Here is an 18722-nt window from a genome sequence, read left to right as displayed (position 1 = left end):
TCCCTGCTATTTTTTCCCTTTCTTTTCCATAATTGATCTCTTCCGGGTGACATCTTCATTCTGCGCGCTCATTATAAAAGCAGTAGTCTTGATGGGGGTAATCTCATATGGAACAGCTGCGTGCCGAACTTAGCCATCTGCTGGGCGAGAAGTTAAGCCGGGTTGAGTGCGTGAGTGAAAAGGCCGATACCGCGCTCTGGTCGTTGTATGACAGTCAGGGTAACCCAATGCCACTGATGGCCAGAAGTTTTACCTCGCCGGGGGTTGCCAGGCAGCTTGCGTGGAAAATGTCGATGCTGGCACGGGAGGGGACCGTCCGTATGCCAACGGTGTACGGCGTGATGACCCATGAGGAACATCCCGGCCCGGATGTATTGCTGATCGAGCGTTTGCGTGGTGTGCCTGTTGAAGCACCGGCACGCACGCCGGAACGCTGGGAACAGTTGAAAGACCAGATAGTCGAGGCGCTGCTGGCCTGGCACCGTCAGGATAGCCGTGGACTTGTCGGTCCGGTCGACAGTACCCAGGAAAACCTGTGGCCGCTGTGGTATCGCCAGCGGGTTGAAGTACTGTGGGGGACGCTTAACCAGTTCAATAACACCGGTTTAACTATGCAGGACAAACGTATTCTGTTTCGCACCCGCGAGTGCTTACCGGCGCTGTTTGAAGGCTTTAATGATAACTGCGTGCTGATCCACGGTAATTTTACCCTGCGCAGCATGCTGAAAGATTCCCGCAGCGATCAGCTTCTGGCGATGGTCGGGCCGGGGATCATGCTCTGGGCTCCGCGCGAATATGAGTTATTCAGGCTCAGCGACAGCGGGGCGGCGGAAGGTTTAATTTGGCACTACCTTCAACGCGCGCCCGTTGCAGAAGCGTTTCTCTGGCGACGCTGGCTTTATCTGCTTTGGGACGAAGTCGCGCAATTGGTCAATACCGGGCGTTTTAATCGCGCAAACTTCGATCTGGCGACAAAATCACTCTTGCCCTGGCTTGCCTGAGGAACCTTTCAGCCACTGCCAGAGGCGACCGAGCGTCTCATAGCCGACGCGATCGCTATGCATCAGCCACGCCGGGGACGGGATTGCCCGTTCCCATGGGTTGAGCGGGGCATCAATGGCCATCTGGTTTGCTGGTGCGGGAAGCGGGTGCAGACCTTGTTTTTCAAAGAAAATCATCGCTCGTGGCAGGTGTGAGGCGGAGGTCACCAGTAAGAACGGGACATCGCCAATCGCCTGCTTCACTGCTGCCGCCTCTTCTTCGGTATCTTTTGGGCTGTCCAGAGTGATGATAGCGGATCGTGGCACGCCGAGTGATTCCGCGACTCTGGCACCTGCTTCAGCCGTACTTACCGGGTTCGTTTTGGCCGCCGCGCCGGTGAAGATCATTTTTGATCCCGGGTTCGCAAGCCACAGGCGAATACCTTCGTTTAACCTTGGCAAGCTATTGTTGATCAGGTTTGAGCTGGGTGCCCAGTCAGGGTCCCAGGTATATCCGCCGCCCAGCACCACGATGTACGCTACTTTCTGATTTCCCTGCCATGTCGGGTACTTATTTTCGATTGGGCGTAACAGGCCATCCGCGATCGGCTGCAGGCTCAACAGCAGCAAGACAAACCAGCCAAGCGTGATAAGCGTTTTGCCGCTTCTCTGAAAGCGACTGAACCACACCAGCGCCAGCCCCAGCGCGATGATGATGAGCAACAGAGGAAGGGGAAGCATCATCCCTCCAATGTATTTCTTAAGGGTAAAAAGCATCCTTTTTGGTTCCTTTTTTGACCATATAGCAGGTGATTACCCGTGATATTACACCAGAGAGGTTCATTCTCCGCGCGGGTGTGACAAAATAGCGGTTTTGCAGTTAGCGAGTGGAACTCTCCCAATGCGGGATCGCAATTTTGATGACATCGCGGAAAAGTTTTCGCGCAACATTTATGGCACCACGAAAGGGCAGTTACGTCAGACGATCCTCTGGCAGGATCTGGACAACATTCTTGCCACCTTTGGCGGTCAAACGTTGCGTGTGCTGGACGCCGGAGGCGGTGAAGGGCAGACGGCGATAAAAATGGCCGAGCGCGGTCATCACGTCACGCTTTGCGATCTTTCTGCTGAAATGGTCGCCCGTGCGACGCGTGCAGCAGAAGAGAAAGGTGTGAGCGACAACATGCATTTTATACAATGCGCCGCTCAGGATATCTCACAGCATTTGGAAACCCAGGTTGATCTGATATTGTTTCATGCGGTGCTGGAGTGGGTTGCCGATCCGCAAAGCGTATTACAAACCCTGTGGTCGATGTTACGCCCGGGCGGCACGCTGTCGCTGATGTTCTACAATGCTAACGGCTTCCTGATGCATAACATGGTTGCAGGTAACTTCGACTATGTTCAGGTCGGGATGCCGAAAAAGAAAAAGCGCACGCTTTCCCCGGACTATCCGCGCGATCCACAGCAGGTGTACGGCTGGCTGGAAGAGATTGGCTGGCAGATCGTTGGGAAGACGGGCGTCAGGGTGTTTCATGATTATCTGCGTGAAAAACACAAACAGCGTGACTGTTTTGACACCTTAACAGAATTAGAAACGCGGTATTGCCGTCAGGAGCCTTTTATCAGCCTTGGCCGCTATATTCACGTCACCGCGCACAAGCCGCAGATGCAAGGATAACCTATGAGTGAATTTTCCCAGACAGTCCCCGAACTGGTTGCCTGGGCCAGGAAAAACGATTTCTCCATCTCGCTGCCGGTAGACAGACTCTCTTTCCTGCTGGCGGTTGCCACGCTGAACGGCGAACGGCTGGATGGTGAAATGAGCGAGGGTGAACTGGTGGATGCGTTCCGCCATGTCAGTGATGCGTTTGAGCAAACCAGCGAAACCATTAGCGTGCGTGCCAACAACGCAATCAACGATATGGTGCGTCAACGTCTGCTGAACCGCTTTACCAGCGAGCAGGCGGAAGGAAACGCCATCTATCGCCTGACGCCACTGGGCATCGGCATCACCGATTACTACATTCGCCAGCGTGAATTTTCCACGCTGCGTCTTTCCATGCAGCTCTCGATCGTGGCGGGTGAACTTAAGCGTGCCGCCGATGCTGCGGATGAAAACGGTGACGAATTCCACTGGCACCGCAATGTTTACGCGCCGCTGAAATACTCGGTAGCGGAGATTTTCGACAGTATCGATCTGACTCAGCGTCTGATGGACGAACAGCAGCAGCAGGTGAAAGACGATATTGCGCAACTGCTGAACAAAGACTGGCGCGCGGCCATCTCCAGCTGTGAACTGCTGCTGTCGGAAACCTCCGGCACGCTGCGTGAACTGCAGGATACGCTGGAGGCCGCAGGGGATAAGCTCCAGGCCAACCTGCTACGCATTCAGGATGCGACCATGGCACATGACGATCTGCATTTTGTCGACCGTCTGGTCTTTGATTTGCAGAGTAAACTCGATCGCATTATTAGCTGGGGACAGCAGTCGATCGACCTGTGGATCGGCTATGACCGCCATGTGCATAAATTTATCCGTACCGCGATTGATATGGATAAAAACCGCGTCTTTGCCCAGCGTCTGCGTCAGTCTGTGCAGACCTATTTCGATGCGCCGTGGGCGCTGACCTACGCCAATGCCGATCGTCTGCTGGATATGCGCGACGAAGAGATGGCGCTGCGTGATGAAGAGGTGACCGGTGAACTGCCACCGGATCTGGAATACGAAGAATTCAACGAAATTCGTGAGCAACTTGCGGCCATGATCGAAGAACAGCTCACTGTCTACAAAACCAGACAAGTGCCGCTGGATCTTGGTCTCGTGGTGCGCGACTATCTGGCGCAATATCCTCGTGCACGCCACTTCGATGTTGCCCGCATTGTGGTAGACCAGGCGGTGCGCCTGGGTGTCGCACAAGCAGATTTCACCGGACTGCCGCCGAAGTGGCAGCCAATTAACGATTACGGAGCCAAGGTACAGGCGCATGTCATTGACAAATATTGAACAAGTGATGCCAGTTAAGCTGGCACAGGCGCTGGCGAATCCGTTATTTCCGGCGCTGGACAGCCAGCTGCGTGCCGGTCGTCACATTGGCTTAGACGAGCTGGATAATCACGCCTTTTTGATGGACTTTCAGGAGTACCTGGAAGAGTTTTATGCACGCTATAACGTGGAGCTTATCCGCGCACCGGAAGGTTTTTTCTACCTGCGTCCACGCTCCACGACGCTGATTCCGCGCTCCGTGCTCTCCGAGCTGGATATGATGGTCGGCAAAATTCTTTGCTACCTCTATCTCAGCCCGGAACGTCTGGCGAATGAAGGGATCTTCACCCAGCAGGAACTTTACGACGAGCTGTTGACGCTGGCAGATGAGAGCAAGCTGCTTAAGCTGGTGAACAACCGCTCCACGGGTTCGGATCTCGATCGTCAGAAATTACAGGAAAAAGTTCGTTCTTCCCTGAACCGTCTGCGTCGTCTGGGTATGGTCTGGTTTATGGGCCACGACAGCAGCAAATTCCGCATCACGGAATCTGTCTTCCGCTTCGGCGCCGATGTGCGTACGGGTGATGACGCGCGTGAGGCGCAGCTTCGCATGATCCGCGATGGTGAAGCGATGCCGGTGGAAAACCATTTGCAGCTCAATGATGAGCATGAAGAGAATCTGCCGGATAGCGGGGAGGAAGAGTAATGATTGAACGCGGTAAATTTCGCTCACTAACGCTGATTAACTGGAACGGCTTCTTCGCCCGAACGTTCGATCTGGATGAGCTGGTCACGACGCTCTCCGGCGGTAACGGTGCGGGTAAATCCACCACCATGGCGGCGTTTGTTACGGCGCTGATTCCCGATCTGACGTTGCTTCACTTCCGTAACACCACCGAAGCGGGGGCAACAAGCGGCTCCCGTGATAAAGGTCTGCACGGTAAGCTGAAGGCTGGCGTCTGCTATTCGGTGCTGGACGTCATTAACTCCCGTCATCAGCGTGTGGTGGTGGGCGTACGCCTGCAGCAGGTCGCGGGTCGCGACCGTAAAGTGGATATCAAACCGTTTGCGATCCAGGGGCTGCCAACATCAATGCAGCCGACGGCGCTGCTGACGGAAACCCTGAACGAGCGCCAGGCGCGCGTGCTGACGCTGCAGGAGCTGAAAGACAAGCTCGAAGCCATCGAAGGCGTGCAGTTCAAGCAGTTCAACTCTATTACCGACTACCACTCGCTGATGTTCGATCTGGGCGTGGTGGCGCGTCGTCTGCGCACGGCATCAGACCGTAGCAAATACTATCGTCTGATCGAAGCGTCGCTGTACGGTGGTATCTCCAGCGCCATTACCCGCTCGCTGCGAGACTACCTGCTGCCGGAAAACAGCGGCGTGCGTAAGGCCTTCCAGGATATGGAAGCCGCACTGCGTGAAAACCGCATGACGCTGGAAGCGATTCGCGTTACCCAGTCTGACCGCGACCTGTTTAAACACCTGATCAGCGAAGCTACTAACTACGTGGCTGCGGACTACATGCGTCACGCCAACGAGCGCCGCGTGCATCTTGATCAGGCATTAGAGTACCGTCGCGAGCTGTTTACCTCCCGTAAACAGCTGGTGGCCGAGCAGTACAAGCACGTCGAAATGGCGCGCGAGCTGGGCGAGCACACCGGTGCTGAGGGCGATCTGGAAGCGGATTACCAGGCCGCCAGCGATCACCTGAATCTGGTGCAGACCGCACTGCGCCAGCAGGAGAAAATCGAACGCTACGAAGCGGACCTCGATGAGCTGCAAATTCGTCTCGAAGAACAGAATGAAGTGGTGGCTGAAGCTGCCGACATGCAGGAAGAGAACGAAGCCCGCGCTGAAGCCGCCGAACTGGAAGTCGATGAGCTGAAAAGCCAGCTTGCTGATTATCAGCAGGCGCTGGATGTGCAGCAGACGCGTGCAATTCAATACACCCAGGCATTGCAGGCGTTACAGCGTGCAAAAGAGCTGTGCCACCTGCCTGATCTGACACCAGAAAGCGCTGATGAGTGGCTGGATACCTTCCAGGCTAAAGAGCAGGAAGCAACCGAGAAGCTGCTCTCTCTCGAACAGAAAATGAGCGTCGCGCAAACGGCACACAGCCAGTTTGAACAAGCTTATCAGTTGGTGGTGGCGATTAACGGTCCGCTTGCGCGCAATGAAGCATGGGACATCGCCCGCGAATTGCTGCGCGACGGCGTGAACCAGCGACATCTGGCCGAGCAGATGCAGCCACTGCGTATGCGTCTGAACGAGCTGGAACAGCGCTTGCGCGAGCAACAGGAAGCGGAGCGTCTGCTGGCAGAGTTCTGCAAGCGTCAGGGTAAAAATTACGATATCGACGATCTCGAGGCTCTGCATCAGGAGCTGGAAGCGCGTATCGCCGCACTCTCCGACACCGTCTCCAGCGCCAGCGAACAGCGTATGACCCTGCGTCAGGAGATGGAGCAGCTTCAGTCTCGTTCTCAAACTCTGTTGCAGCGTGCGCCTGTCTGGCTGGCGGCGCAAAGCAGCCTGAACCAGCTCAGCGAGCAGTGCGGCGAAGAGTTTACATCCAGTCAGGAAGTGACCGAATACCTGCAGCAACTGCTGGAGCGCGAGCGCGAGGCGATTGTTGAGCGTGATGAAGTGGGCGCGCGTAAGCGTGACGTTGATGAAGAGATTGAGCGCTTAAGCCAGCCGGGTGGTGCGGAAGATCCGCGTCTGAATACCCTGGCTGAACGTTTCGGCGGTGTGCTGTTGTCCGAGATTTACGACGATGTCGGACTGGACGATGCCCCGTACTTCTCAGCACTTTATGGCCCATCGCGTAACGCGATTGTGGTGCCGGATTTGTCGCTGGTTTCCGAGCAGCTTGCTGGTCTGGAAGATTGCCCGGAAGATCTCTACCTGATCGAAGGGGATCCGCAGTCGTTCGATGACAGCGTCTTCAGTGTCGACGAATTGGAAAAAGCGGTGGTGGTGAAAATCGCTGACCGTCAGTGGCGTTATTCCCGCTTCCCTGAGCTGCCTCTGTTTGGCCGCGCTGCACGTGAAAACCGCATTGAAAGTTTGCACGCCGAGCGAGAAACGTTGTCTGAACGTTTTGCGACGTTGTCGTTTGACGTGCAGAAAACCCAGCGTCTGCATCAGGCATTTAGCCGCTTTATCGGCAGCCACCTGGGCGTGGCGTTTGATGCTGACCCGGAAGCGGAAATCCGTAAGCTCAATACCCGTCGTGGTGAACTGGAACGAGCCATTGCCAGTCATGAAAATGACAACCAGCAGAGCCGTGTTCAGTTCGAACAAGCGAAAGAGGGCGTTGCTGCTCTTAACCGCATTTTGCCACGCCTGAATCTGCTGGCGGATGAAACCCTGGCCGACCGTGTGGATGAGATCCAGGAACGTCTGGATGAAGCCCAGGAAGCTGCGCGTTTCATTCAGCAGCATGGTAATCAACTGGCGAAGCTGGAGTCGGTTGTCTCTGTTCTGCAGAGTGACCCGGAACAGTTTGAGCAGTTAAAAGAAGACTATGCCTGGTCGCAACAGGTGCAGCGCGAAGCGCGTCAGCAGGCATTTGCCCTGACGGAAGTCGTGCAGCGTCGTGCACATTTCGGCTACTCCGATTCGGCTGAAATGCTGAGCGGCAACAGCGACCTGAATGAAAAGCTGCGTCAGCGTCTTGAGCAGGCTGAAGCGGAACGTACGCGTGCTCGCGAAGCGATGCGTAGCCACTCGGCACAGCTGAACCAGTACAACCAGGTGCTGGCCTCGCTGAAAAGCTCCTTCGACACCAAGAAAGAGCTGTTAAACGACCTGCAGAAAGAGCTTCAGGACATTGGCGTTCGTGCCGACAGCGGGGCAGAAGAGCGGGCGCGTATACGCCGTGACGAACTGCATTCACAGCTCAGTAATAACCGCGCACGCCGCAATCAGCTGGAAAAAGCGCTGACCTTCTGCGAAGCAGAAATGGATAACCTGACGCGTCGCCTGCGTAAACTGGAACGTGACTACCATGAAATGCGCGAGCAGGTCGTGACCGCGAAGGCGGGCTGGTGCGCAGTAATGCGGATGGTGAAAGACAACAACGTTGAGCGCCGTCTGCACCGTCGCGAGCTGGCGTATCTCTCTGCCGATGAACTGCGCTCTATGTCGGATAAGGCGTTGGGTGCGCTGCGTCTGGCGGTCGCGGACAACGAGCACCTGCGCGATGTACTGCGCATGTCAGAGGATCCGAAACGTCCTGAGCGTAAAATTCAGTTCTTTGTGGCCGTTTATCAGCACCTGCGTGAACGTATTCGTCAGGATATCATTCGTACCGACGATCCGGTCGAAGCCATCGAACAGATGGAAATTGAGCTGGGTCGTCTGACGGAAGAACTGACCTCACGTGAGCAGAAGCTGGCGATCAGCTCTCGCAGCGTGGCGAATATCATCCGCAAAACCATTCAGCGCGAGCAGAACCGTATTCGTCAGTTGAACCAGGGTCTGCAGAGCGTATCGTTTGGCCAGGTAAACAGCGTGCGTCTTAACGTCAATGTGCGTGAAGCCCACTCGACGCTGCTGGAAGTGCTCTCAGAGCAGCACGAACAGCATCAGGATCTGTTCAATAGCAACCGTCTGACCTTCTCTGAAGCCCTGGCGAAGCTGTATCAGCGTCTGAACCCGCAGATTGATATGGGGCAACGCACGCCGCAAACCATCGGTGAAGAGCTGCTGGATTACCGTAACTATCTGGAAATGGAAGTTGAGGTTAACCGTGGTTCCGACGGCTGGCTGCGTGCGGAATCGGGGGCGCTCTCTACGGGGGAAGCAATTGGTACCGGGATGTCCATTCTGGTGATGGTGGTACAGAGCTGGGAAGATGAAGCACGCCGCCTGCGCGGCAAAGACATCTCCCCATGTCGACTGCTGTTCCTGGATGAAGCGGCGCGTCTTGATGCCCGCTCTATTGCTACGCTGTTTGAGCTTTGCGAGCGTCTTGATATGCAGCTCATCATTGCGGCACCGGAAAACATCAGTCCTGAAAAAGGGACCACCTATAAGCTGGTGCGTAAGGTGTTCCAGAACAGCGAACACGTTCACGTTGTTGGGCTGCGTGGTTTTGCCCCTCAGCCGCCAGAGTCATTACCGGAAACCACGGCGGACGCTTCCTGAAGCGTTTCCTGATCAGGAGCGGCGCATTGGCGCCGCTTTTTTTTTAAACTTAACTTGTGCTTAGGGCTGCGTTATCTTTAAACTTCTTTACATAAGGTAAGGCAACTGATTTGCCGTCTACCTATAATAGAAGAAAGCCCCACCGTGATGGGCATGTCGTGAAAACAGGGGGCAAGGGATGTTGCTAAAGAAAAAATGTGGTCGTCAGCTGTCTGCGCTCAGCTTATGCCTGGCAGTGATGTTTGCTCCGCTGTTAACCGCTCAGGCCGATGAGCCTGAAATTGTGCCGACTGACAGCTCCGCAACGACAGGCGCACAGCCAACGTCGTTGTCTCAACCGCTGGAACAGTCACCTGCAACGGCTATTATGGCCGGTATTAAGCCGTTGCCCGAAGGCATTGACGTCGACTCTCTCCGTCAGCAGCTACACGCTGGGCTGCCTTCAGGGTACACACCTGTCTATATCAATCAGCTCACTCTGCTCTATGCTGCCCGCGATATGAAACCGATGTGGGACAACCGTGACGCAGTACGCGCCTTTCAGCAACAGCTTGCGGAAGTGGCGATTGCCGGGTTCCAGCCTCAGTTTACAGCGTGGGTTGAGCTGTTAACCGATCCTGCCGTCACCGGGCAAGCGCGGGACGTGGTCCTTTCTGATGCGATGATGGGCTACCTGCAGTTTGTGGCAGGTATTCCGGTCAATGGCAACCGCTGGTTGTACAGCGACAAGCCGTATAAGCTGGCAACGCCGGCGCTGTCGGTGATTAATCAGTGGCAGTTGGCCCTCGATAATGGCGATCTACTCCGCTTTATAGCCAGTCTTGCGCCAGCGCATCCGCAATATGCCACCCTGCACCAGTCGCTTCTTGAACTGGTGGGCGATTCGCGTCCGTGGCCGCAAATGCGTGGCAGTGCGACACTGCGTCCGGGGCAGTGGAGCAGCGATGTTCCTGCCCTGCGTGAGATCCTAAAGCGTTCCGGTATTCTGGACGGTGGGCCAAAGATTGCACTGCCCGGCGATGATCCGCAAAACGTCGTGGTCAGTCCATCAGCCTCTGTGAAAGAGAAGAAAGCGGTGGTCGTGAGCGACAAACCGGCGGCTTACGATCGCGAACTGGTTGCGGCAGTTAAACAATTCCAGGCCGCTCAGGGGCTGGGGGCCGATGGCGTCATCGGCCAGACGACGCGTGACTGGCTGAACGTATCACCTGCGCAGCGGGCAGGGGTGCTGGCGCTGAATATCCAGCGTTTGCGCTTACTGCCGGGAACGCTCTCTACCGGGATCATGGTTAACATTCCTGCGTATTCGCTGGTCTATTATCAGAACGGTAGTGAAGTACTGGCGTCGCGCGTGATTGTCGGACGTCCCGATCGTAAAACACCGATGATGAGTAGTGCGTTGAATAACGTGGTGGTTAACCCGCCGTGGAACGTACCGCCGACCCTGGCGCGCAAAGATATTCTGCCTAAAGTCTGGAACGATCCGGGTTATCTGGAACGTCATGGCTACACGGTTATGCGGGGATGGAACAGCAAAGAGGCCATCGATCCGTACATGGTCGACTGGTCGACGATTACGGCGTCTAATTTACCGTTCCGCTTCCAGCAAGCTCCAGGGGCGCATAACTCGTTGGGACGCTACAAATTCAATATGCCGAGTTCAGAAGCTATCTATCTGCACGATACGCCGAACCACAACCTGTTCCAGAAAGATACTCGCGCCCTGAGTTCTGGCTGTGTGCGCGTGAACAAAGCCTCAGAGCTTGCCAATATGCTGTTGCAGGATGCGGGCTGGAACGATACGCGTATTTCTGACGCCCTGAAACAGGGGGATACGCGGTACGTTAATATTCGACACAATATTCCGGTCAATCTTTACTATCTGACCGCGTTTGTTGGCGAAGACGGGCGTACTCAGTATCGTACAGATATTTACAATTATGATCTCACCGCGCGATCCGGCGCACAAATTTTGCCAAAAGCTGAACAATTAATCAGGTAAATGAAGCAGTTCGGGAGAAATGATTGTCGTAAGTTATGGTGAATAAGGGGCAATATCGCTGTAAGCCGCGTATTCACTGGGGTTGGGCGCCTTGACGTACCCGGTTTTGCCAGTTAAGGTGCCCTTCGTGCGCTAAGCATATTACGATAAACATTGACCTGTAGACCTGATTATCATGGACAAATTTGACGCTAATCGCCGCAAACTGCTGGCGTTAGGTGGTGTTGCGCTCGGCGCAGCGGCCATCTTGCCGACGCCAGCATTTGCCACCCTCTCGACACCTCGTCCGCGAGTTTTAACGCTCAACAATCTCCATACCGGTGAGTCGCTAAAAGCGGAATTCTTCGATGGCAGAGGCTATATTCAGGATGAATTAGCAAGACTTAACCACTTTTTCCGTGATTACCGCGCGAATAAAATAAAAGCCATCGATCCAGGACTGTTTGATCAGCTTTTCCGCCTTCAGGGCCTGCTGGGTACCAGCAAGCCGGTGCAGCTTATTTCTGGTTATCGCTCAATTGATACTAATAATGAACTGCGCGCCCATAGCCGTGGGGTAGCCAAAAAAAGCTACCACACCAGGGGACAGGCAATGGATTTCCACATTGAAGGCGTTTCGTTAGCCAATATTCGCAAAGCTGCGTTATCTATGCGTGCAGGTGGTGTAGGATATTACCCCAGCAGCAACTTTGTGCATATTGATACCGGTCCAGTTCGGCACTGGTAATAACGAAACACAGGAGCAGTATGAACTATCGTATTATTCCGGTTACGGCGTTCTCCCAGAATTGTTCATTAATCTGGTGTGAACAAACCAAACTGGCCGCGCTTGTCGATCCCGGCGGCGACGCTGAGAAGATCAAACAGGAAATTGCAGATAGCGGTGTGACGCTGATGCAGATATTACTGACGCATGGTCACCTTGACCATGTCGGCGCAGCGGCGGAACTGGCACAGCACTATGGTGTGCCGGTGATCGGTCCGGAAAAAGAAGATGAGTTCTGGCTGCAGGGTTTGCCAGCCCAAAGCCGCATGTTTGGCCTTGATGAGTGTCAACCTCTGACGCCCGATCGCTGGCTGAACGAGGGAGAGCGCGTTAACGTAGGGAATGTGACTTTACAGGTGTTGCATTGTCCTGGGCATACGCCAGGCCATATCGTCTTCTTTGATGACCAGTCTCGTCTGCTGATTTCCGGCGATGTGATTTTCAAAGGTGGCGTAGGACGCAGCGATTTTCCGCGTGGTGACCACGGGCAACTGATTCAGTCGATTAAACAAAAGTTATTGCCGCTGGGTGATGACGTTACGTTTATCCCTGGACACGGTCCGATGTCAACGCTGGGCTATGAACGACTCCATAACCCGTTCCTTCAGGATGAAATGCCTGTCTGGTAACCAGAATAAAAAAAGCCTGCATAACGCAGGCTTTTTTATGGGTGCAATTTACAGTACAGCGACAATCGCTTCGCACAGTGGCGCCATGTTGTCAGGCGTCATGCCTGCTACGTTCACGCGGCCAGACGCCACGGCGTACACGCCGAACTCTTCACGCAGACGCAGAACCTGCTCTTTGGTCAGTCCGCTGAAAGAGAACATGCCGTTCTGTTTGATGATAAAGCTGAAGTCGCGGTCCGCGCCTTTCTCAGCCAGGGTGTTCACAAACAGCAGGCGCATGCGCTGAATACGCTGGCGCATATCGTTCAGCTCTTGTTCCCAGATGGCGCGCAGCGCATCGTTGCTCAGGATAGTGGCAACAACAGACGCACCGTGTGCTGGTGGGTTAGAGTAGTTAGCACGGATAACCGATTTCATCTGGCTGAACGCACGATCGACGGTCTCGTCGTTTGCCGCGACCAGCGTACAAGCACCTACACGCTCATTGTACAGACCGAAGTTCTTGGAATAAGAGCTTGCGACAATCAGCTCCTGATGCACGGCTGCGAACGCGCGCAGGCCTTCTGCATCTTCTTCCAGACCACGGGCGAAGCCCTGGTAGGCAAAGTCAAACAGCGGTAGCCAGCCTTTTTCAACGGACAGCTTCGCCAGGTGTTCCCACTGCTCAAGCGTCGGATCGATACCGGTTGGGTTATGGCAGCAACCGTGGAACAGCACCACGTCACCTGCCTGTGCTTCGCTCAGGCTCGCCAGCAGACCGTCAAAGTCGAGAGAGTGGTTTGCTGCGTCGTAGTAAGCGTATTCACGCACTTCCAGACCCGCAGAGTTAAAGACGCTCTTGTGGTTCGGCCAGCTTGGGTTGCTTACCCAGACACGCTTAACAGAGGTGTTTTTCGCAAGGAAATCCGCCGCCACGCGCAGCGCACCGGTACCGCCAGGGGTCTGTGCTGTACGGGCACGTTTGTCACTCACAATTGCGCTACCTTTACCGAACAGCAGCTCCTGGGTGCAGCGACCAAATTCAGGGATACCATCAATACCGAGGTAGTTTTTGGTGGTTTCGTTTTCCAGCAGATACTGCTCAGCTTTCTTAACGCTGGTCAGTACCGGAGTTTTGCCGGTTTCATCTTTATATACACCAATACCCAGGTTGATTTTGCCAGGGCGGTCGTCGGCACGAAACAGATCGGCCAGGCCCAGAATAGGGTCGGCAGGTGCGGCGGTAATGTTCTCAAACATGACGAAGTTCCATTGTGATTACAGAAGTGAAATCCGCTATCAGGTTAACGGTAGATTTACAAAATGCCAACCGTTTGCGACGAAAAGCGTGCGGCTTTTCAAAAGTCGCCATTATTTTCTGTCACGCATAAAAAAACAGGGCCGAAGCCCTGTTCATTAAGCATATAACAAAGTGGTGTACTGATTAGAACTGGTAAACGATACCAACCGCAGCCTGGTCGTCAGTTGCCAGCTTAGTGGATTTAGAGTACGCGTTGTCGTCCAGCAGGTTAAATTTGTACGCAGCGTATACGTTCATGTTCTTGTTGAAGTAGTACCAGGTACCGAGTTCGATGTATTTCACCAGGTCAGCATCGCCGCCAGCGAAGGTTGAACCGTTAGCTGTACGACCTTTCAGGTCCTTACCTTTAGACTGGACGTAGCCCAGGGATGGACGCAGACCGAAGTCGAACTGGTACTGAACAACGGCTTCGATGTTCTGGGTTTTGTTCGCGAAGTTGTTATCAGCTTCACGCGTCATGTTAGTGGTTTCAGCATACTGAACTGCTGCGTAGATGTTGTTCGCATCGTATTTCGCTGCAGTAGACCATGCTTCAGCACGATCGCCGCCGGCGCTTGCCCAGTCAGCGGAGTTGCCAGCAGCAACCTGCTCGTTGGTGCGGTCAGCAGTTTCATAACCGGCTGCCAGTGCGAAGCCTTCGCCCAGTTCGTACTGAACAGAGGAGCTGAAGCCATCACCGTTACCTTTAGCGCCGTTACCACCACGACCCACGTTGATCAACTGACCATCGGCGGTGTAAGTTGCAGCGACAGCATTGCTGCGCTCGTTTTTACCCTGATACTGAAGGGCGAAGCTCAGACCATCAACCAGACCGAAGAAGTTCTTGTTACGGTAGGTCAGCAGGCCAGAAGCACGACCGTTCATGAAGTTATCAGTCGCAACCCAAGAGTCGCCGCCCCACTCAACCAGCATATCGGTATATGCTGCCGCGTCATAGATAGCGCCATAGTTACGGCCGTAGTCCAGAGAGCCCGCGTCACCGAAGTTCAGACCAGCAAATGCCAGACGGGTTTTAGTACCCTGAGAACCTTCTGCGTTGGACGCGTCCATGTTGTATTCCCACTGACCGTAACCAGTGATCTGGTCGTTGATCTGGGTTTCACCTTTGAAGCCGATACGGGCGTAGGTGGTATCTTCGTTGCTGGTGTCACCGTTGGTGGTCCAGATGTGTTCACCTACAGCTTTACCGTAGAAGTCCAGCTTGTTAGCGTTTTTGTTGTAGATTTCTGCAGCGTTAGCTGCACCAGCTACCAGCAGAGCAGGGATAACCACTGCCAGAATATTGCGCTTCATCATTATTTATTACCCTCATTGGTTTTTTTATGACACTCGCCACTGCCGTCAATAAATTCTGTCAATAAATATTTCCGGAACTATTGATGAGAGTTTGGTGTCTTTATGTATCTGACAGGCATCTTTCCATTCACCGAAGCGTTTCGCTAGCCTGAAAGTGCTACAATTCTCAAGATTAAGTAACAGAAAGAAAATATGTGTAACTAAATGTGTATTTTTCGGAACTTTGTGAACCACCTCAAACTTCAGAACTCCCTGGCGAATTAAGCGGCAGTGTTTATCCTATATATATGAATTCCTTATGATTAATTTGGATAAAGGCAATTCATATAAACAGAGGCTAAACGACTTGTTTTTTCTTATGATGCAAAAAAGACATCTGGATGGCTAAAAAAATGGTTGAAATTTGTGCTATTGCTTGAGGATGTAATAATCGCAATAAGAATGGAGTTTGTTTTTTTGTGGCTGGATATTTCACGGAAACAATACGTAACAGGTAGCGGTTGTGACGGGGTGATGGTTTAAAAATGCTGACTTTACGCTGACGTAAACTGACATTGCAGAATAAAATAATGGCCAGCATTCGCTGGCCATTTTAGTCTTTTATCGATTAGAAGCTGGCGTTACGTGGAGTACGTGGGAAAGGAATCACGTCACGTACGTTCTGAACACCGGTAACGTAGGCAATCAGACGCTCGAAGCCCAGACCAAAACCAGCGTGCGGTACGGTACCGTAACGACGCAGATCGCGGTACCAGCTGTAGTCAGCCGGGTTGAGACCCATCTCTTCCATGCGCGCGTCAAGTACGTCGAGACGCTCTTCACGCTGAGAACCGCCGATGATTTCACCAATGCCCGGCGCCAGTACGTCCATCGCTGCAACGGTTTTACCGTCTTCGTTAAGGCGCATATAGAAGGCCTTAATGTCTTTCGGGTAGTTTTTCACGACAACCGGTGCTTTGAAATGTTTCTCGGCCAGATAGCGTTCATGCTCAGACGCCAGGTCAACGCCCCAGTAAACCGGGTTCTCGAACGTCTCACCGCATTTCTCAAGGATCGCTACCGCGTCGGTGTAATCCACCTGTGCAAAGTCAGCGGAAACGAAACGCTCCAGACGTGCTACAGCATCGCTGTCTACGCGCTCGGCGAAGAATTTCATGTCGTCAGGACGCTCTTCCAGCACCGCTTTGAAGACATACTTCAGCATCGCTTCCGCCAGGCCGGCAACATCGTCCAGGTTGGCGAACGCCACTTCAGGCTCCAGCATCCAGAATTCTGCCAGGTGACGGCTGGTGTTGGAGTTTTCGGCACGGAAGGTAGGGCCAAAGGTGTAGATTTTAGACAGCGCGCAGGCGTACGTTTCGCCGTTGAGCTGACCGGATACGGTCAGGAAAGCCTCTTTGCCGAAGAAGTCTTTGTCATAGTCCACTTTACCTTCTGGCGTACGCGGCAGGTTTTCCATGTCCAGCGTCGAGACACGGAACATTTCACCTGCACCTTCTGTATCAGAAGCAGTAATCAGCGGGGTAGACACCCAGAAATAACCTTGTTCGTCGAAGAAGCGATGCAGCGCCTGGGCCAGCGTATGACGCACACGCGCCACTGCACCAATCAGGTTGGTACGCGGACGCAGGTGGGCGACTTCACGCAGATATTCGATGCTGTGACGTTTAGCCGCCATCGGATAGGTGTCCGGATCTTCAACCCAGCCGGTGACTTCAATGGCAGAAGCCTGAATTTCGAAACTCTGGCCCTGGCCCGGTGATGCCACGACCACACCGGTGACAATAACGGAACAGCCCGTCGTCAGGTGCAGAACGTCATCATTGTAATTGGGCAGAGAATTATTAATGACGGCCTGTACAGGATCAAAGCAGGAACCGTCATAGACGGCAAGGAAGGAGATGCCAGCTTTAGAATCTCGGCGGGTACGCACCCATCCGCGCACGGTGACTTCCTGGTCAACGGCGACACGGCCCTGGAGTACGTCGGCTACAGGCACAACGCTCATAATATTCTCTCTGTTAATAGTCGGAAAAAATAGACACTTGTCCACCCTTATGGGGGGATATCTATGTTACCTGCCATCTGCCATCAGACAAGTAAATTTCGCAGTCAAAAGGGAAGAATTGAGAAATAAATAAGAAGTCGGGAGCCATGAAGGCTCCCGTAAGCGTTTAGCTGGCTTTTTTAATCTGCGGGAGATCGAACGCTTTGCGCAATGCGCGGACAAACGCTTTGTCATGGCAGATGGTTTTACCCGGGCTATCGGAGAGCTTAGCCACCGGCTTGCCGTTACATTCCACCAGTTTTATGACGATGTTCAGTGGTTTCACCTGAGGGATGTCACAGGTCAAACGGGTACCAATCCCGAAGCTCAGGTTAACCCGGGTGTTGAACTGGCGATAGAGCTCAACCGCTTTCGGCAGGTCAAGATTATCAGAGAAGACCAGAACCTTGCTCATTGGATCAATACCCAGCTTTTCATAGTGGGCAATGGCTTTCTCACCCCATTCAACCGGATCACCGGAATCATGGCGTAACCCCTGGTAACGCTCAGCGAACTCGGGACCAAAATCGCGCAGGAAGGCATCCATCGTAATACAGTCGGTGAGGGCGATCCCCAGTTGATTTGGGTACTCCTCTAGCCATGCGGCCAGTGCTGCACGCTGGCTGTTCGCCAGGTCTGGGCTTATCTGCTGATGCGCCTGGAACCATTCATGCGCCTGGGTGCCCATAGGCGTGAGATTAAGGCGACGGGCCAGATCGTAGTTGCTGGTGCCCACAAACCACGGTTCCTGCTGCAGACGCTTAACGATGGCCTCCTGAACGTCGCGAGAGAAACGGCGACGGGTGCCAAAGTCCATCAGGCGGAAGCGGGACATATCCAGCCCTTCGGTCAGCGTGGTGAAGCCCGCGAGCTTGGTTTCCAGCGCTGCGACCGCCTGTTCAACACCGGTTTCCGGCGAACGGTAGCGGTGGGCCAGTTCACTGATCACCGCCAGAAGCGGCACTTCCCACAGGATCACTTCACGCCACGGACCTTCGAGACGAATATCCAGCTTACCATTATCGTTAAGTACAGTGACCTGCTCTGGCTTATAGCGGAAGTCGCGCAGCCAGTTCAGGTAGTCAGCTTTGAAGAAAGGTAGGCCTGAAAGCCACTGATATTCATCGTCCTGCAACGTCAGATGCTGCATAGCATCGACCTGTTCACGAATAGCGTCTGCGTAGATACCGAGCAAGTCGTCGCCACGGCAGCGGAATTCGGCCGCGACATGAACGTCATAGTAATGGTGGAAAACGGCTTGCTGCATATGCAGTTTATACGCGTCAGTATCCAGCAACGTATGCAGAACAGGAGAAACGAATTGAGTCATAGGTGCGCAGTAGCATCCTCTCACAGGAGCGTTTAGTACAATAAACAACTCCGGAGTATACCTTGTTTAGTGATTTATTGAACCCCGATCACAACATAAGCGCGTTTTATGGTCGAGGGCATTTTGTGCCCCGTGTTATATAAATGTAGCAAAAAAGGGTTTTGTACCTGAAAAGATGAACATTCTGCGTAGCGCGTTTTACACAACAGGAATATATTGAAACGTTACT

13 protein-coding genes are annotated in these 18722 nt (G+C 53.7%); 8 read left to right on the top strand and 5 right to left on the bottom strand.

Annotated elements, in window-relative coordinates:
• Positions 1-107: 107 nt before the first annotated feature.
• Positions 108-1001 carry a YcbJ family phosphotransferase gene (locus JGF26_RS02930; protein WP_134707392.1) on the top strand — a complete coding sequence of 298 codons (894 nt, stop codon included), beginning with the start codon at positions 108-110 and terminating at the stop codon, positions 999-1001.
• On the opposite strand, the gene elyC is transcribed toward JGF26_RS02930, so the two are convergent.
• A complete protein-coding gene (elyC, locus tag JGF26_RS02925; protein ID WP_049005478.1) occupies positions 978-1757 on the bottom strand; it encodes an envelope biogenesis factor ElyC in 780 nt (259 codons plus the stop codon). The two genes, JGF26_RS02930 and elyC, sit on opposite strands and share 24 nt — an antisense overlap.
• Before the next feature lie 124 nt (positions 1758-1881).
• Between elyC and cmoM the strand changes: the two genes are divergently transcribed.
• The 7 genes from cmoM (at position 1882) to JGF26_RS02890 (ending at position 12520) form a co-directional block, all read left to right on the top strand.
• Positions 1882-2661 carry a tRNA uridine 5-oxyacetic acid(34) methyltransferase CmoM gene (gene cmoM, locus JGF26_RS02920; RefSeq protein WP_028019238.1) on the top strand — a complete coding sequence of 260 codons (780 nt, stop codon included), beginning with the start codon at positions 1882-1884 and terminating at the stop codon, positions 2659-2661.
• 3 nt (positions 2662-2664) lie between these two features.
• Positions 2665-3987 (top strand): chromosome partition protein MukF, encoded by a 1323-nt coding sequence (gene mukF, locus JGF26_RS02915; RefSeq protein WP_134707393.1) that lies wholly within the window; start codon positions 2665-2667, stop codon positions 3985-3987.
• Positions 3968-4672 carry a chromosome partition protein MukE gene (gene mukE, locus JGF26_RS02910; RefSeq protein ID WP_028019236.1) on the top strand — a complete coding sequence of 235 codons (705 nt, stop codon included), beginning with the start codon at positions 3968-3970 and terminating at the stop codon, positions 4670-4672. Before mukF ends, mukE begins: the two co-directional genes overlap by 20 nt.
• On the top strand, positions 4672-9123 hold the full coding sequence (gene mukB / locus JGF26_RS02905; protein ID WP_134707394.1) for a chromosome partition protein MukB: 4452 nt from the start codon (positions 4672-4674) through the stop codon (positions 9121-9123). Before mukE ends, mukB begins: the two co-directional genes overlap by 1 nt.
• A 178-nt stretch (positions 9124-9301) precedes the next feature.
• Positions 9302-11125: a L,D-transpeptidase gene (gene ldtD / locus JGF26_RS02900; protein WP_134707395.1), complete on the top strand. Its 1824-nt coding sequence runs from the start codon at positions 9302-9304 to the stop codon at positions 11123-11125.
• A 175-nt stretch (positions 11126-11300) separates the two neighbouring features.
• Positions 11301-11852: a YcbK family protein gene (locus JGF26_RS02895; protein ID WP_028019233.1), complete on the top strand. Its 552-nt coding sequence runs from the start codon at positions 11301-11303 to the stop codon at positions 11850-11852.
• Between the two features lie 20 nt (positions 11853-11872).
• Positions 11873-12520 (top strand): MBL fold metallo-hydrolase, encoded by a 648-nt coding sequence (locus JGF26_RS02890; RefSeq protein WP_128348090.1) that lies wholly within the window; start codon positions 11873-11875, stop codon positions 12518-12520.
• Between the two features lie 48 nt (positions 12521-12568).
• Here the strand turns inward: JGF26_RS02890 and aspC are convergent, their stop codons facing one another.
• The 4 genes from aspC to pncB form a co-directional block, all read right to left on the bottom strand.
• Positions 12569-13759: an aspartate transaminase gene (gene aspC / locus JGF26_RS02885; RefSeq protein ID WP_008499949.1), complete on the bottom strand. Its 1191-nt coding sequence runs from the start codon at positions 13757-13759 to the stop codon at positions 12569-12571.
• 184 nt (positions 13760-13943) lie between these two features.
• A complete protein-coding gene (locus JGF26_RS02880; protein ID WP_128348091.1) occupies positions 13944-15116 on the bottom strand; it encodes a porin in 1173 nt (390 codons plus the stop codon).
• A 607-nt stretch (positions 15117-15723) separates the two neighbouring features.
• Entirely contained in the window at positions 15724-17124 is a 1401-nt protein-coding gene (asnS, locus tag JGF26_RS02875; RefSeq protein WP_028019231.1) for an asparagine--tRNA ligase, read from the bottom strand.
• Positions 17125-17290: 166 nt separating this feature from the next.
• Positions 17291-18493, bottom strand: coding sequence for a nicotinate phosphoribosyltransferase (pncB, locus tag JGF26_RS02870; RefSeq protein ID WP_134707397.1), 1203 nt, complete (start codon positions 18491-18493; stop codon positions 17291-17293).
• Positions 18494-18722 lie beyond the last annotated feature (229 nt).

This window comes from Enterobacter sp. E1 (assembly GCF_016809815.1).
GTDB classification, from domain to species: Bacteria; Pseudomonadota; Gammaproteobacteria; order Enterobacterales; family Enterobacteriaceae; genus Enterobacter; species Enterobacter adelaidei.
This window is presented reverse-complemented; position numbering and strand designations above follow the sequence as displayed.

Coding starts and splice junctions, on each gene's coding strand:
- mukE (WP_028019236.1), top strand. CDS start 3,968: ATGTCATTGACAAATATTGAACAAGTGATGCCAGTTAAGCTGGCACAG.
- elyC (WP_049005478.1), bottom strand. CDS start 1,757: ATGCTTTTTACCCTTAAGAAATACATTGGAGGGATGATGCTTCCCCTT.
- JGF26_RS02895 (WP_028019233.1), top strand. CDS start 11,301: ATGGACAAATTTGACGCTAATCGCCGCAAACTGCTGGCGTTAGGTGGT.
- asnS (WP_028019231.1), bottom strand. CDS start 17,124: ATGAGCGTTGTGCCTGTAGCCGACGTACTCCAGGGCCGTGTCGCCGTT.
- cmoM (WP_028019238.1), top strand. CDS start 1,882: ATGCGGGATCGCAATTTTGATGACATCGCGGAAAAGTTTTCGCGCAAC.
- mukB (WP_134707394.1), top strand. CDS start 4,672: ATGATTGAACGCGGTAAATTTCGCTCACTAACGCTGATTAACTGGAAC.
- ldtD (WP_134707395.1), top strand. CDS start 9,302: ATGTTGCTAAAGAAAAAATGTGGTCGTCAGCTGTCTGCGCTCAGCTTA.
- JGF26_RS02930 (WP_134707392.1), top strand. CDS start 108: ATGGAACAGCTGCGTGCCGAACTTAGCCATCTGCTGGGCGAGAAGTTA.
- JGF26_RS02890 (WP_128348090.1), top strand. CDS start 11,873: ATGAACTATCGTATTATTCCGGTTACGGCGTTCTCCCAGAATTGTTCA.
- aspC (WP_008499949.1), bottom strand. CDS start 13,759: ATGTTTGAGAACATTACCGCCGCACCTGCCGACCCTATTCTGGGCCTG.
- JGF26_RS02880 (WP_128348091.1), bottom strand. CDS start 15,116: ATGATGAAGCGCAATATTCTGGCAGTGGTTATCCCTGCTCTGCTGGTA.
- mukF (WP_134707393.1), top strand. CDS start 2,665: ATGAGTGAATTTTCCCAGACAGTCCCCGAACTGGTTGCCTGGGCCAGG.
- pncB (WP_134707397.1), bottom strand. CDS start 18,493: ATGACTCAATTCGTTTCTCCTGTTCTGCATACGTTGCTGGATACTGAC.